General features: G+C 58.2%; 11 protein-coding genes and 4 pseudogenes. 6 read left to right on the forward strand and 9 right to left on the reverse strand.

What is annotated here, in order from left to right; genetic code table 11:
- Nucleotides 1-55: 55 nt before the first annotated feature.
- Both ACN9MO_RS32270 and ACN9MO_RS32275 read left to right on the forward strand, forming a co-directional pair.
- On the forward strand, nucleotides 56-1,885 hold the full coding sequence (locus ACN9MO_RS32270; protein ID WP_425989358.1) for an ABC transporter ATP-binding protein/permease: 1,830 nt from the start codon (nucleotides 56-58) through the stop codon (nucleotides 1,883-1,885).
- Between the two features lie 155 nt (nucleotides 1,886-2,040).
- Complete coding sequence (locus ACN9MO_RS32275; RefSeq protein ID WP_113133783.1) at nucleotides 2,041-2,412, forward strand: hypothetical protein; 372 nt, start codon at nucleotides 2,041-2,043, stop codon at nucleotides 2,410-2,412.
- Nucleotides 2,413-2,917: 505 nt separating this feature from the next.
- Here the strand turns inward: ACN9MO_RS32275 and ACN9MO_RS32280 are convergent.
- The 3 genes and pseudogenes from ACN9MO_RS32280 to ACN9MO_RS32290 all read right to left on the reverse strand — a co-directional run.
- Nucleotides 2,918-4,137, reverse strand: a protein-coding gene (locus ACN9MO_RS32280) for an IS3 family transposase (RefSeq protein WP_113738009.1) whose coding sequence is annotated in 2 segments (ribosomal slippage) — nucleotides 2,918-3,804 and nucleotides 3,804-4,137 — 1,221 coding nt in all. Because the reading frame shifts where the segments join, the coding sequence is not laid out codon by codon here.
- Between the two features lie 104 nt (nucleotides 4,138-4,241).
- Nucleotides 4,242-5,285, reverse strand: a complete 1,044-nt coding sequence (locus ACN9MO_RS32285; RefSeq protein WP_425989291.1) for a sensor histidine kinase — start codon at nucleotides 5,283-5,285, stop codon at nucleotides 4,242-4,244.
- A 245-nt stretch (nucleotides 5,286-5,530) separates the two neighbouring features.
- Nucleotides 5,531-5,750, reverse strand: a pseudogene (locus ACN9MO_RS32290) (AraC family transcriptional regulator); the annotation flags it as partial.
- A gap of 43 nt (nucleotides 5,751-5,793) precedes the next feature.
- Between ACN9MO_RS32290 and ACN9MO_RS32295 the strand changes: the two are divergent.
- Nucleotides 5,794-5,896, forward strand: a pseudogene (locus ACN9MO_RS32295) (DUF1194 domain-containing protein); the annotation flags it as partial.
- A gap of 730 nt (nucleotides 5,897-6,626) precedes the next feature.
- On the opposite strand, the pseudogene ACN9MO_RS32300 reads toward ACN9MO_RS32295, so the two are convergent.
- From ACN9MO_RS32300 to ACN9MO_RS32325, 6 genes and pseudogenes are all read right to left on the reverse strand, one after another.
- A pseudogene (locus ACN9MO_RS32300) lies at nucleotides 6,627-7,076 on the reverse strand (methyltransferase family protein); the annotation flags it as partial.
- A gap of 318 nt (nucleotides 7,077-7,394) precedes the next feature.
- Nucleotides 7,395-7,703 (reverse strand): Dabb family protein, encoded by a 309-nt coding sequence (locus ACN9MO_RS32305; protein WP_425989294.1) that lies wholly within the window; start codon nucleotides 7,701-7,703, stop codon nucleotides 7,395-7,397.
- Nucleotides 7,704-7,813: 110 nt separating this feature from the next.
- Nucleotides 7,814-8,689: a dioxygenase gene (locus ACN9MO_RS32310; protein ID WP_425989361.1), complete on the reverse strand. Its 876-nt coding sequence runs from the start codon at nucleotides 8,687-8,689 to the stop codon at nucleotides 7,814-7,816.
- A 150-nt stretch (nucleotides 8,690-8,839) separates the two neighbouring features.
- Nucleotides 8,840-10,441: a 4-hydroxyphenylacetate 3-hydroxylase family protein gene (locus ACN9MO_RS32315; protein WP_425989297.1), complete on the reverse strand. Its 1,602-nt coding sequence runs from the start codon at nucleotides 10,439-10,441 to the stop codon at nucleotides 8,840-8,842.
- Nucleotides 10,438-10,872 (reverse strand): nuclear transport factor 2 family protein, encoded by a 435-nt coding sequence (locus tag ACN9MO_RS32320; RefSeq protein WP_425989299.1) that lies wholly within the window; start codon nucleotides 10,870-10,872, stop codon nucleotides 10,438-10,440. The genes ACN9MO_RS32315 and ACN9MO_RS32320 overlap by 4 nt, the downstream gene beginning before the upstream one ends.
- Nucleotides 10,872-11,459: a flavin reductase family protein gene (locus ACN9MO_RS32325; protein ID WP_425988332.1), complete on the reverse strand. Its 588-nt coding sequence runs from the start codon at nucleotides 11,457-11,459 to the stop codon at nucleotides 10,872-10,874. Before ACN9MO_RS32325 ends, ACN9MO_RS32320 begins: the two co-directional genes overlap by 1 nt.
- A gap of 215 nt (nucleotides 11,460-11,674) precedes the next feature.
- Between ACN9MO_RS32325 and ACN9MO_RS32330 the strand changes: the two genes are divergently transcribed.
- The 3 genes and pseudogenes from ACN9MO_RS32330 to istB all read left to right on the forward strand — a co-directional run bounded on the left by ACN9MO_RS32330 (nucleotide 11,675) and on the right by istB (nucleotide 14,884).
- Entirely contained in the window at nucleotides 11,675-12,598 is a 924-nt protein-coding gene (locus ACN9MO_RS32330; protein ID WP_425988335.1) for a LysR substrate-binding domain-containing protein, read from the forward strand.
- Between the two features lie 147 nt (nucleotides 12,599-12,745).
- Nucleotides 12,746-14,006, forward strand: a pseudogene (gene istA / locus ACN9MO_RS32335) (IS21 family transposase).
- Complete coding sequence (gene istB, locus ACN9MO_RS32340) at nucleotides 14,003-14,884, forward strand: IS21-like element ISRel3 family helper ATPase IstB (protein ID WP_425988338.1); 882 nt, start codon at nucleotides 14,003-14,005, stop codon at nucleotides 14,882-14,884. The pseudogene istA and the gene istB overlap by 4 nt, the downstream one beginning before the upstream one ends.
- Nucleotides 14,885-15,138 lie beyond the last annotated feature (254 nt).

Raw genomic sequence — 15,138 nt, forward strand, 5'->3', positions numbered from 1 at the left:
TGTCAAACGGCTGCTCTTCCGCGAGGCAGGCAGCCACACAAGCCCTGTTTCTTCGATGCGCGGCTTCTGGGGCCTTATGCGCGCCTATTGGTTTTCCGAAAGCTGGCGCGAGGCTTGGGGGCTAACGTTCGCCATTCTTGTCCTCACGGCATTGTCCGCCCAGGCCAGCGTCTGGTTCGCTGTCACCTCGGGCGAGTTGATCAATCGGATCGCTTACTTCCACCATCCATCCACACCCACCACGCCCATGGCATTGTTGACAACAGCGGCAACGCTTGCTGCGATCGCGATCATGAGGGACGTGTGTTTCACCGCTGTCCGCCATTTCTTCTCGACCACGCTTCACCGCAAATGGCGCGCGTGGCTCGACCGACGCTTCAACGAAGCATTGCTCGACAGCAACCACACGCATTTCCATCTTCTGCAAATGGGCTCCGATGCGTCCGGGTCCGCTGTCCCAGCGCCGGACAATATCGATCAGCGTGTGCAGGAGTCTATCAAAGGCTTGACCGGCGGCGCTATCGGGCTGGCAATGGGCATTGCAGGAGTCGTGTTGTCCCTTGGCTTCGTCGGCAGCAAGCTTATTGAGATGTCGAGCGACGTCAGAGGGCTTGAGTTCCTGGGCAGCTATGGAAGCGCCTGCTTGGCTTTCCTGGCGGTCGCGATTTATGTACCGCTCAACACCGTCATTGCCGCCAAGCTTGGTAGGGTTCTCCAACACCTGTCGGTACGCATGCAATGGGCGGAGGGAAGCTACCGCACCGAATTGAACGCTCTCCTGCACCGCAGCTTCCATGTTGCCGTCCTCCATGGAGAAAGAGCCCAGAACGTCGTCAACAAACGCCGGTATCTCGACATTGATCAAACCTGGGCCAGCCTGAATCGGGTGACTGCCGGCTACATGGGGTTCGAACTGGTCCATAATTTCATTGGCTCGCGGATTGTCGCCTATGCACCCGGCCTGCTCCCCTACATGGACAACAAGGTCAGCCTGCAGCACTACGTTACGGGTGCTGAACTGGCGACTGCATTGATCAACGAATGCTCGTGGTTCATACATGTGATGCCCGACATTGCGACGCTGAGGGCGAACGCTCGGCGCATAACCGATCTCGCGAACGCGATCGAAACCGTTCAGCGACCCGAGGCGTTTTATGCGCAAACAGGCCTTTACGAATTCCAATATACCAAGCAGGATCCGGCGCTCGGCCTAACCGTGGAGCAGATTGGCCTCCTGCACGCGGGGACCGAGCTTCCATTTCTGACGGCGGACAGACTTCAGTTCCTTCCCGGCGAGTGGACCTTGGTCGTCGGCGAGTCAGGGAGCGGCAAGACCTCGCTTATCAAAGCGATAAACGGTCTTTGGGCGCACGGCCGCGGCACTGTCGCAACTCCAAGAAACATCAGAACCCTCTATGCCGCCCAGGACGTCAAGCTTCAGGCGGTGTCCTTGAAGGAGTTGGTTTGCCTTCCGGACCCGGAGAGCGATTATCCGGATACGCGTGTCGCGGTGGCGTTGCACGAGGCGGGGCTCGGCGAATTCATCGATGAACTCCCCAAGGATGGCCGCGACGGTCAAAGCTGGGATGTGCTTCTATCGGGAGGCCAGAAGCAGAAGCTCGTCCTTGCCAGGATCCTTTTGTTACGGCCGGGCCTCCTCTTTCTCGACGAGGCCACAAGCGCGCTTGACACTCAGGCAGTTCACGCATTCCACCAGGCGATCATGGATTATTGCCCGGAGGCGACTGTGATCGCCGTTATGCACGACGTGTCGCCTATCCGAACAGCAAGCGGCGTCGATTTCTTCGACAGCGTGCTCACGATTGATAGGGGCGTGGCAAAGAAAATGCCCATCGCTGCTTGGCGTCAGACAGCGCCGAGGTGACGGCGACTCTGGAAGATCACTCCATGCCGCTTGTCGCTCGTTTCGATCGCTCCGATTGTGCGTAGCAACCCGGAACCTCTTCTAAGCCCGGGTGTTTTTACATTGGATCGGGCGCTACCGGCATTCCGTCGGCACTCCCGAACCGGGAGACTGTCATGAGAACGTTATTAATCGCGATCGGGTTGGCGTCTGTTTTGGGCGGGTCTGCGTTCGCAGCCGAACCCGCCAAGATGGTCGACACCAAGATGGGCAAGGCTTTGGCTGACGAAAAGGGGATGACCCTCTACACCTTCGACAAGGATGCCAAAGACAAATCCAACTGCGACAAGGATTGCTTGAAGAAATGGCCGGCATTCCACGCCGCCGCGAACGCTAAAGCGGAAGGGAAATGGTCTCTGGTCAAGGCGGCAGACGGCGGGGAAATGTGGGCCTATGAAGGCAAGCCGCTGTACACATATGCCGAGGACAAAAAGGCCGGTGACACCAACGGCGATGGCGTTGGTGGTGTTTGGCACCTGGCCAAATAACGAAATCCGCAATCCTTTGAACGGGCGGTCTTCGGATCCCCGCTGACAAGGCCAGGCCGCAATACGCCATCCATCGTGCCCTGGAGATCGATGCCTTCATTTTCGCAGGCACAAAAGGAGAATTTGGCTCCGAGCATGCCATTGTCGCGCAAGTATTCGGACCGTCGCTTCAGCAATAGCTTGATCATCATAGGTTTCGCGAAGAACTGGCTTCGCGCCGGCAGACCGCTTGCTTCGAGGATTGCATTGCCGGACCCAACAATCAACGTCGCCGGTGGCCATCGGTGGCATCGTTTGCTCTCGACTTCAGGATGGGAATGGCCTCGTTGGCTTCAAGGGTTTCGTAACCCGCAGATTATGCCAAGTCGACGGCGCTCATCCGAAGGAGAGTAATGTCTTCGAACACGGGGATGACCGTCTTGCGGAAACACCTGACCCTCAGGGGCATTTTTTTGAAGCGGAACCTTTTCCGCTTCTGGAGTTGCCCCATAAAAACCGGACAGGATCAGGTTTCTGTTTGACGGTTTAAGAACTCGCGCGGTGATCGATATCCCAAAGCCTTGTGCGGGTGAAGCGTGTTGTAATGCTCGAACCATAAGGGCAGTTGGGCGATGACGGTTTCGGCGTCCGGAATGGGATTGACCGAGACGTAGTCGCGCTTGAAGGTTTTGACGAAGGCTTCCGCCATTCCGTTTGACTGCGGGCTGCGAATGGGTGTCGAGCAAGGCTCCATCCCGATATCCAGCAGCAGCGATTTCGTGTCCTTCGCAATGAAGCACGAGCCATTGTCAGTCAGCCATTCGATGGGCTTTGGAAGGGCGTTGATGCGACCGAAGCGGTTCTCGACGGCGGTGATGACAAGGTCCTGAACGTCCGCGCTCTTGATGCCTTCAGTGGTGGCGACGTGGGCAATGGCCTCGCGGTCACAGCAGTCGAGGGCAAAGGCAACGCGCACCTTCTCTCTGTTGTCGCAGCCAATTTCGAATCCGTCCGAACACCAACGTAGGTTCGACTGCTCCACAGCGACGCGGCCGTCGTGGCGACGGGTATCACTCGCACCAGTATGGCGCTGAAGGAGCAGGTCGTGCACCTTCATCACCCGATAGACGCGTTTGACGTTTGGCCAGGAACGGCCATCGTTGCTGGCGTTTCGGCGCAGAATGGCGTGAACCCGGCGATAGCCGTAGGTCGGCATATCGGCGATGATCGTTTTGATCTCATCCACCAGGCCCTGATCAGCAAGCGGCGGTCGCCCACGGGCTTTGGAAGGGATTTGCTTCACGCGCTCTGCAATGTTTGATCGGGCGACACCCAAAGTCTCGCACACCGCCGTCATCGCGAACTGCCCTTCGGCAATGACAGCGAGCGCAACAGGTGTTTTTTTGGGCCGGTGGCGATCTCAAGCGCTTCCTTGAGGATTTCGCCTTCCATCGTCTTCTTGCCCAACAGGCGCTGCAGTTCCTTGACCTGGTTCTGAAGGGCTCGATATTCGGATGCCGGAACGACGTCTTCCTGCGATGCGGTTGCGGTGAACGCTCCCTGCGCTGCAAGCTTGCGCCAATTGAACAACTGGTTCGGCTGGATGCCGTGACGCCGCGCGACGATGCTGACCGTCGCATCCCCTTCATACGTCTCCTGAACGATGGCGAGCTTCTCGGCCGTCGACCAGCGACGGCGGCGCTCAGGGCCGGACAGCACTTCTATCTTCGGGTTGTGACTACTCATAATGGGGACATTACTCCTCACACTTAACAAGTGGGAGATCATGTCCGGGGATTTATGGGGCCATTACAGCTTCCTGACACCGCGTTTCAACAGGATATAAGTTCCTACGCAGCCTCTGGAGGTCTGGTTTGGCGATCGACGTCTCCCCGATGCCTGATGGTCACGGCAGTGCCGGGATTTGCACCGCTCAACTGGATTCCGCTCTCCAGATTCCTGACAAGCGCTTCGACGATGCCGGTACCGAGGCCGGGGGTAAGTTTGCCGCTAGGCATGCCTATGCCGTCGTCGGTGACACGAAGCGTCCAGTCGTTGCCTGTCGAACAATAGTCGATGGCGATCGTGCCGGTTTGTTGCCCCGGGAAGGCGTGCTTGAGCGCGTTGATCACCAATTCGGTCACAATAAGCCCAAGTCTGACAGAAACATCGGCTTCCACCGCGCTCTCATCGACTGTCACCGATATCGAAAGCCGGTCGTCGGCGATCATCGACGCACCGAGACTTTCGCAAAGCTGCGTTAAGTAGGTGCGCAGTTCGACGTTGCCGGCGCTGGACGTAGAAAGCTGCCGTTGCACGGCCGCAATCGACATAACCCGGTGATGGGCGTTGTGAAGGTGGCCGCGCGCTTCGTCTGACTGAACCCGGCGTGCGCTTTGCATGAGAACGCTGGCAATGATCTGAAGGCTGTTCGCGACCCGGTGCTGGACCTCCTGCACCAAGATGGCCTTCTCGCGGATAAGGTCATCTTTCAGTTTCGCTTCGGCGCGCGCATCCGTCACATCAGTGATGGCCAGCAGCAGCCGGATATGTGCCTTGTCGCCATCGTCAAGGATCTGCGCATTGACGATCAACTGTCGTGTGCTCCGGTTGGGGCGCTGGAGGTCGATTTCGTAGGCCTCGATCCGGGCGCTTCCAGAAGCGGTAGCTTTTAGGAGCGAGGCGAGCTTGGGCATTGCCCATTCGCCATTTCCAAGCGAACCGAGCGGTCGGCCGGGAACGGTCGCCGGATCGATTTCGAAAGCCCGGCAGAACGATGTGCTCGCTGCAATAACCTTCTGGTCTTTAGTGAGGAAAAGCAGCGGCTCGTTCGATGAAACCACCACGGCAAGGGTACTCGCCGCTTCGAAATGGACTATCGGTTCGTTCGACATGAAATGGCCCTCAAGGGCCGAAAACTCGCGGGGCACGAGCCATCACTCGGCAGGAACGCCGCGACAAGGGTCTTCGTGGGTCTTCGTGCTGACGTTCGAGTATAAGGTATCATGTCGGGTGCGCGGAGACATCACACTTAATTGGCATCGTCGCTGATATGTCGAGCGGAGTGACGGGGCTGCCAGTTCGGTTCTGCTCAACGCGGAGGAATGGAGTGGCGGAAGTGCTATGGCGTCATTCCCATCTATCGCCTGAAGGCGCGTGTGAAATGAGCGGAAAGCGATCTCGATCATGCTGTGGACGCCTAAGTGCATCAGCCGGATTGCCCCGCTGCGCCGGGTCTAGTCCAACAATTCCTCAAAGTCGACACCACAGGTCTTCAGACGCCGCTGCAGCGTCCTGGCGGATACAACCAAACCGCGAGCTATGGCTCCCAGTCCTATTTCTTGTTCTTCGGAGCGCCGGCGATGGCAACGAGGCCAGATGAGAGTGAGTTTCGACGTACTCGGCTATCTGGAAGCGCTCCGCCCCGGACTTCATCAAAGCCGTCAAAGGCGGTTATCTGGTACGCATTGCAATCGGCTATTTTGAATGGGGCGGGCGGGTGTCCGCTTCGGGCTCCTCGGGTCCGGAGCCAAAGTCCACAATGATCGAAGGGAGCCGTTCTTCAAAAGCGCGGCGGACGGCTTGTTGCTAGGATGTTTACGTTTTGGGCCAAAATGATCGCATAATGTATCATCGGGAATGACATCGTTGTCGGAATGCCGGACGGGTGTTCCGGGGCTCCACGGGGACGTACATGGTGTGGGCGACACGTTCCTCGATCGACTCTGACTGTCACCCCCTTGAGGCCGCCGCATCAGACGGCACGAGCGGCCTCGTAATTCACCATGATAGATGAACGAATGGTCGCCCCGACAAAGCAGCCAGGTGGCGATGGGCGCGTCACGCAACTGTCACGCGCAAAGCACTTTAGAAGCTGCTAAGAAGTAGCAAGCCATGACGGTGTTCAAGTACGAAGATGCGACGATACCTCTTTCACATTCATCTTCTTGGGACGGTCAATCGCGACCACACCGGAGCGTTTCATGCTAGCGGCAGCCAGGCGGTGGCGCGCGGGAGATCGGTTGCGGACGGGATCGCAGAAAACGACAGGCACCGGAGTGTAATCGTAGCAGTTGAAAGGGCAGGTGGCCCGGTTTTGGCGCGCGTAACTGCGACGAAGGCCATGCCCCCTGGCAGTCTGCAAGCTCGAAGTTCGAACACGCTTGGCGGGAACTGACCGGCTTGGATACCAGCCAACTCCCGAGGGATTGCTCCCGCGCTTTCCGGGACCGGCTCCCGCTCATCGCTTCGAGGAACCCGCGCAGCCGTGCCGGCTCCGCATAAATCGCGGCGAAGAAGTCCTCGCTGTGCTTGGCTTCGTTCTGCGGCTCTCCGGAGTGCAGGGCTTCGGTCAGCGAGCCCCAGAAACCGTAGAGCCGGGCATTGGCCATTTCGAGGATGCCGCCGATATAGGACGGCTTCCCCTTGTCGAGGAAGAGGTCGGTATCCGGGGCATTGCGATAGCGGCCATCCTCGCGTTCGAGCAGCTTCAGGGCCACCAGGGTGTCGAGGAAGTCGCGGGCCGAGCGGGGATGCAGCTTCAGCCTGGCCTGCAGGTCCGGCAGGTCGGCCGTTCCGGCTGCGAGCTCGGTGAAGACGCCGAGCTCGACCGCGCTGAGTATGGCCTTGGAGACCCAGAACCCCATGCCGAGCTGCATGATGTTGTCCGGCGTCGTTGCGCCCATCGCTCGTCTCCTCGTGGATCGTGTCGTCGAACGGCATCTGGGATTGCCGAAACGGCTCGAGCGTCATCAGGATGCGCAGCACGGTGGATTTGCCCGCCGCTGGAGCCGATGAGCGTTACTTTTTCGCCGGCCCGCACGGTGAGGTCGAAGTCGCATGAGTTATGTGGCTCCGGACGAAGCACCTTCGTGTCTGCGTTCCTGACGCACAAAATGCTCCGGGTCCGTCTCTTCGGGAAGCCGGTGAACCGTTCCTGATCCGATGGGGCGAGACGGCCGACCGGTAAATGTGAACGTTTCCATCATGCTTGCCTCGCTCGCCTAGACCGCATAATCGACCTGGTAGCGGGCCGTTCGGACGCCTTCGAGCTCTTTTCTTATCCGTAGATGGGCGGGATGTTCGGCGTAGGCGGCCAGCGATGCTCTGTCAACAAACTCTGAATAGAGCACGGCATCGCAGGCAAATGATTGACGGCTTATGTCGATGCCAATTTCCAGAGTTATGAGTCCCGGTATCTGGCCAATGAGCCTCTCAAAACGCGCCTTGAGATCAAGAGCCGACGCATTTCGCTCTTCTTCGTTCTCACCTCGAATGTTCCACATCACGATATGCTTGATCACTCGGTGCATCCGTCTCTGTTGGGTGTGGTGGGCCAAATGGCTGCATCAGCCGATCGTACAAAATAATCTGGGGCGAAGACTGTCTGCCGGGCCGGCCGGCCCGGAGCGGCGTCTATTTGTTATTCGTCGTACCGGGCCAACACGAAATTGTACTCGGATCGCCATGGGGTTTCGCCGTCCATCGTCCGTTCGAAGGCCGCAACAAGCGATCGCTTCACTCCGAAGACCGTATCTGAAGCCAGGTACGGATCCCCTCCCACGAAGGTGTGTGTCACGAGCTTCTGAAATCCGTCGGCGTGAACCATGTAGTGCATGTGCGCAGGTCGGTACGGGTGTCGACCGAGCGCCTCAAGCATCTTGCCGACCGGGCCGTCATCCGGAATCGGATAGGAGATAGGCTTGATCCCCACAAAGCGGTAGCAGCCATCAGGACCTGTGAAGAACGTCCCTCGGTTGTTCCATTTCGGCTGCACTTCCGGTTGCTGGACGTCATAGTAGCCGTCGGCATTGTCTGACCAAACGTCAATTCGGGCGCCCTCGATCGGTTTCCCATCAAGATCCATGACGTGTCCTTCGAAAAGGCACCCTTCTCCCTTTCCATCCAGGGTGATCCTGTCGCCGGCATTTCTAATGGGCGCGCCCGCGACGAAGAATGGACCGAGAACTGTGTTTTCGGTAGCTCCTTCCGGCCTGCGATTGTTGATTGCGTCAACCAGCATGGAGAGACCGAGAGTGTCGGACAGGAGGATGAATTCCTGGCGCTCTTCCGTGCAGATCTGCCCGGTGCGCGTGAGGAAGCTGATTCCGGTTTCCCAGTCCTCCTGCGAGAGATTGATTTCGCGAACGAACGCATGGAGGTGTTTCACCAGGCACGTCATCACCTCGGCCAGCCGCGGTGATGCGTCCGGCCCAATCCTCGCATTGACGACGTCCACGGAATTCGCCTCGGTAAAGAAGGCGGATGGCAAATCCGCGTTGGATGGGAAATGTGTCATGGGTAATTCCTTATGGTAGCGAAGGCCGTATGCGACGACGTCTTCCTTGCTGTCAGCTTCGAATAGGACCAGAGAAGCGATCATCGCCTCGTTGTCATCAGCAAGCGGCGGGCCTCGCGTCGGCGACCGAAGACGCCGACGCAGTCCTTGTCAGGCAGCGTCGACGCTGACCCGCTCGCCCGACGAGCCGATGTAGCCCTCGTGTACGTCCTGAGCCCGTGCATACTCGGGCTGGAAGCGGACGTTGGCGTAGTGGGAGTTCTTTTCGGCTTCCTGCGCGCGCTTGCCCAGTTCGGCAGTGTCGCCGAAGCCGAGCACCTCACGGGCGAGCGCCGTCAACGGGCCGTCCACGTGATATTCGGTCCGCTGCATCGTGAGCAGGTTGATCAGATACAGCGGCGTGCCGTTGAACTTCTCGAACATCTCGTGGCGCGTGCCCCACTCCGTCAGGAAGCGCTCGCTGATCTGGCGGAAGATCTTGATACGGTCGTAGGCACTGATCTCAGGCCCACGCAGCGCCTCTGCAAGCTTGGGACCGATGTACGGGTCGTCAAGCTCACGCTTGGTCGGCTGCAGGACGATCCCACGACCGCAGAACTCAATCAACAAATTGACCATCTTGGGCTGGTGCTCGAGATAGTGGGCGCGACCAAAATCGATATAGATGTTGTTCGGCTTGAACAGCCCGCCAGGTGTCGCGAAGCCTGTCTCTTCGGCGGCGAGCATGAAGGCCGTGCAGGTCTCGCGGAACCTGATGAGCTCGGCGAGTTGCGACTGGACGACTGGGTTATTGCTCGTGCCGAGGGATTGAGTAAGCAGCAACGCCAACCCGACCATCAGTTCGGCATGAACGCAATGGCGGATCTGTGTTTCGAGATGAACCCAGTCGAACTGACGCTGGGGATACCACTTGGCATGATCCGGATTGCCGACATGCTGGACCTGCGGCCACGGAATCAGGACATCATCGAAGTAAACCATCGCGTCGAGTTCATCGCCGATCGTTGCCAACGGACGATCATACGGATCTGCATCCGGCTGTACGCGTGACTCGCGGGCAACGATCGAGAGGCCCTTGGTGGCGATCGGTACGAGAGCGTAGATGGTCTGTTCTGCTGTCTGACCAGGCCGCCACAGGTTGCCAATCAGAAGGTGATTGACGAATGGGACTGAAGTTCCGATGGCTTTCCATCCCTTTACGATGATGCCTTCGTCCGTCTCTTCGACGATGCTCAGCATCGGCGTTTCGCCCAGTGCGTCCGTTCTGCTGCGGTCGAACTGGACATCGACGAACATCGGCGAAATGGCCAGATCCTTGCTGGTGACTTCATCCCACTGACGCTGAATGTTGCCTGACAGATCGCGATGACCATTTTTGAACCGCGAGTTCTTCGCCCACGGCTCCTGGTCGTCGACCTGCGTGAACATCACGCAATTCATGCCCATTGGCGGGCGGGTAAAGATGCCACCCTTGAAGTGGCGGAAGATGAAATCGGCGTACTTGCGTCTGCGGACGGTGTCTTCCTTCGAACGCGGCAGGAACCAGTGCATGGACTGACGATTGCCCTTCTCGTCGATGAACGTGGCGATGTCCTGGTTCTTGGGATCAAGATGCAGATCGTAATATTCGGCAATCGCTTGGGCATAGCCGCGCGTCTTGGGGTGCGTGGTCACGTCGTCGATGAGCTCGCCGCCGACGTACACCCGACGATTGTCGCGCAATGACTCAAGGTATTCCTTGCCCGTTCTCATGATTTCTCCTCCGGAGTGTTGAAACTCAGTTGTTTCTGGAACGTCGTTGCGTCCCAGTAGTCTTCACTGCGCTGAATCTTGCCGTTCTCGATCTTGAGAACCTGTATTCCGCGCAACGAAATCCTCTGACCGCGTGGTGCCACGGGCCCCATTGACATTTGAAGCGTGCCGGTAAGTGTGTAGGCGACGGCGACTTCGTGGCCTTGACCCGCGATGATCGACCGAAGCTCCCAAGCGGCATCGGGAAACCAGCCCAAAAACTTGCGCAAGCCGTCCGCGATCGCAACGCCTCCCACTTTGGGCCTGCCATGTGCTACATCTTCGTGCGTCGCGTTCTCGGCATAAAGTTGCGAGACAATGTCCAACCGGTGACCGTTGTAGGCAGCCAAAAGCTGCTCTGCGACCGATGATGATTCGACCGACGTTTCCATCACGCCACCGCCATCTGCAGCTCGACGCCATGCATGTACTGTCCTTCCCCATAAAGAAGCGGCTTTTTGGCAGTTGGGGCGAGAACTGAGGTCACCCGGCCCATCACGACCAAGTGACTGTTGACCACCAGGGTTGCCGTCGCACTGCAATCGAATGTGATGAGAGAATTCTGCAGGACCGGCATGTGGATCCTGTCCGGATGTTCGCATCGCGGAACTACGAACTCTTCGACGAACTTGTCTTCGCGCGGCCGCGAACAAAACTGCGAGATTGCCAATTGATCCTGGCTCAGGACATTGACGGCAAACCGCTGCAGCTTTGTGATGCAGTTCGCTGTGACGGTATCGCGGTTCACACAAACCAGCAGTGTTGGGGGATCCATGCAGACGGGAGTGAATGCACTGACCGTCATGCCCCACGGACGATCCTCGTGCAGCGTGGTGATGACCGTGACGCCACCGACGACCTTGCGCATTGCCGAGCGGAAGGCAACGGTGTCAGGACCCGCGTCCAGTTCCCAGTTCCGGCAATATTCCTCGGGTCGATCATTGCACAGGGCTAGATCTTCATTCGTAAAATTGCGCATGACTCCTCCAGTTGCACGAGCGTTACTTGCCTCGCGCATGTGCAATTTTCGCATTACCTAGAATTCCGCAGAGTCGCACTCGATGTACTACTGCGACCTCTGTTCCCACTGCTGTTGTTTTTGTTGACAGTGATGTTATCGTTCTGTCGTATTGTGTCCAATCGATAATTCGGAAGCTATCTATCCACCGCATCAATACCTAGACGGAGCACCCGATGAACCTTCGCGCTGTCGATCTGAACCTTCTGGTCGTGCTGGACGCGCTTTTGAGAGAGAAGAGCGTCAGTCGCGCGGGTGAGATCGTTGGTCTTAGTCAGTCTGCGACCAGTGCGGCCCTTAGTCGTCTGCGGGAAATCTTTCACGACCCGCTGCTTGTGAGGGTGGGTCGACAACTCGCGCTTACGCAGAACGCTGAAAACCTTATCGAACCCCTTCGCGACGCGCTCAGTAAAATCCAGCAAACGCTCATGCAACAAGGCGGATTCGATCCCCTCGTAGACAAGCGGACGTTCACGATCAGTGCGTCGGACTACGCCGTTCTAGTGCTGTTGTCGCCGCTCGTGAAACGGTTGGAGGCAGAGGCTCCCAATGTGACGATTCACCTTCTTCCGCGCTCACGAGAAACGGAAAAAATGCTGGTCGAAGATCGCGTGGACGTGGTCATTGAACCCAGCGAACTCTTACCCGATAGCGAGTTTCCGTCAGAGCCTCTAATATTCGACAGATGGCTGTGTGCGGCGGATTGTGACAACAAACTCATCGGGGGCGAGAAAACGCTTTCGCTGGAAAAATTTCTGGCTGCTCCGTTTCTAGCTTACGGGATAGGTATGGACCGCCAGTTCAATCTCGCCGATCAGCACCTCGCACGTGCGGGCGTGAATCGGAAAATCGCAGCAACGGTGGAAAGCTTCGTGCTCGTCCCGTTCCTTCTTCGCGGGACCAACTTGATTAGCCTGGTCTTGGAACGAGCAATCCAAAAACTCGCCGTGCCCGGTATCGCTGGTTTTGAACCGCCACTATCACTGCCAGACATCCACGAGCGCATGTTCTGGCATCCGCGTCACACGAGCGACCAAGCACACATTTGGCTTCGGAATCGCATATCGGAAACCGCTTCAAGTATTGCTCGCGTTGAATGAAGTGTCAGTACCGGAGCAATACTCCCCAGAAGTGCCGTTTGAATTTTCCCCAGTTTAGCGACGCCGCCGGTCTTCCGGGGCGCGCCCCGGAAGACCGGCGGCGCGTCATCGCCGATACTCCTTCCGATGGTCGGAAGGGGGATTTTGGTGATCAAGCTGAGGGAGACGATCATGATCCTGGATCTGCATCAGCAGGGCCTGACGGTGTCGGCAATTTCCAGAGAAACGGGCATCGATCGCAAGACGGTGCGCAAATACATTGAGCGGGGCCTCGAGGCTCCGGCCTATGGTCCAAGAAAGCCTCGGGCAACGGTTATCGACCCGTTCGCTTCATACCTGCGGGAGCGGATCAAATCCTATCCCGGTTTGACTGGCAGTCGATTGCTTCGAGAACTGCGCGAGAGGGGCTATACCGGCGGCTACACGGCGGTGACGGATTTTCTCCGTGATGTGCGCCCTGCTGCAAGTCAGGGCTTCGAAGTTCGTTTCGAGACGCCGCCCGGAGAGCAGGCCCAAGTCGACTTCGCCCAGTTCCACGTCGTTTTCACCGACGAGCCGATGATGCCGAGGATCGTCTGGCTGTTTTCCATGGTGCTGGGCCATAGCCGCCTCATCTGGGCGCGTTTTGTTATGCATCAGAACCTACCGACCGTCCTGCGTTGCCATATGGCGGCTTTCGAGGCCATTGGTGGTGCTCCGCGGGAAGTGCTTTACGACCGGATGAAGACGGCCGTCATCGGTGAAGGCCAGACAGAGGGCATCGTCTATAACCGTGCCCTCATAGACCTGGCGCGCCATTACGGATTCCATCCCAAGGCATGCAAACCGTATCGTGCCAAGACCAAGGGCAAGGTCGAGCGGCCATTCCGTTATATTCGCGAAGACTTCTTCCTCGCCCGCTCTTTCCGTAACCTCGATGATTTGAATGCTCAGCTTCGGCACTGGCTGGATACCGTCGCCAATCCAAGGAAGCACGCCACGCCCCTGCGCGTCATCAATGAAGCCTTCGCCGAGGAACGGCCGCACCTGCGACCATTACCGCTGGCCCCGTTCAAATCCGTCCTGAAGCTGGAGCGCCGCGTGTCGCGGGAAGGTATGGTCAGCGTCGGCGGAAACACCTACAGCGTTCCGGATGCGACACGAAGCCGCATGGTGGAAGTCCATTCTCTCGCCGACGAGGTCCGCATCTTCGAGAACGGCATCCTGATCGCAGCCCATCCTGTCCTGGAGGGTCGTAAACAGCGCCGGGTTCATCCTGACCATCGACGAGCACTCATGCCGCAACATCGGTCCAGGACACGGGACGACGCCATCATCGTCAAGCCTGCCGGCGACACGGTCACATCAGCGACCCCTCGCCTTTTACGACGCTGTCGGCAAAGTCCTGGCACAGGAGAACCGCCCATGAGCGCGACCCTCGATGCCATTCCGTCCATGATCGATCGCATCCGTCATGATCTCGTCGGCCTGAAGATGCCACGGGCGCTGGAAGCTCTCGACCATGTCGTGCGCCGCCTCGAGCACGGTGAACTATCGGCACTTGAAGCCATCGACATCCTCCTGTCCGAGGAACTGACGCTGCGCGAGAACAGCCGCATCAAGACCGCCCTGCGAATGGGCAGGCTTGCAACGATCAAAACGCTAGCCGGCTTCGACTTTACGTTCCAACCCTCGCTCGACCGAGATCGCATCTTTACCCTGGCGCAGCTTGGGTTCATCGACCGTCACGAAGCAGTTCATTTCCTCGGCCCACCGGGAACGGGAAAGAGCCATCTTGCCACAGCGCTGGGCGTCGAAGCCGTGAAAGCTGGAAAGAGCGTGTACTTCACGACGCTCGCTGACCTGATCGGTTCGCTCGCCCGTTCCGAACGCGAGGGACGGCTGCAAGAACGCATCCGCTTCTTCTGCAGGCCAAGTCTGCTGATCGTCGATGAGATCGGGTATCTCCCGGTCATCGCCGGTGGCGGCAATTTGTTCTTCCAGCTCGTCAACGCCCGCTACGAGAGAGGTGCAATGATCCTGACGTCCAATCGCGGCTTTGCAGAATGGGGCGATGTCTTTGGAGATCCTGTCGTCGCAACGGCGCTGCTCGACAGACTGCTTCACCACGCCGTTGTCGTGCAGATCGAAGGATCCAGCTACCGGTTGCGGCAGCATGCTGAACTTATGCCGGAGCATGTCCGCTCCAAAGCCCTCATTGCCCCGCCGGCATTCGCCCCGCCGCAAAAGCCACGAGGACGACCGCCGAAAAATCCTCAGTTCTCCTTGGCGTCCACGTCGGCATAAGTGGGGAATTTTACTTCGGCACTTCCGGGGAAAATTCACGCGGCATTCACAATGAAGGGTTGTTTCCGAGTGACAGCCCGCCCATCGTTGAGGTCGAGCCCCCACGACGTTAGGCAGAAAACCAAAGTCATCGACGGGTCCCGCAACCCCTCCCTGATGGCCTTACAAGTTTGAAAAGAATATCTTGGCCTTGCGACCGGTTCAAATCGAGGTCGCTATCCGGCTTGTAGTCCCCGCGGGCAGCGCTGCACAGA

The organism is Ensifer sp. R-19, assembly GCF_049905105.1.
Taxonomy (GTDB): Bacteria; Pseudomonadota; Alphaproteobacteria; order Rhizobiales; family Rhizobiaceae; genus Ensifer.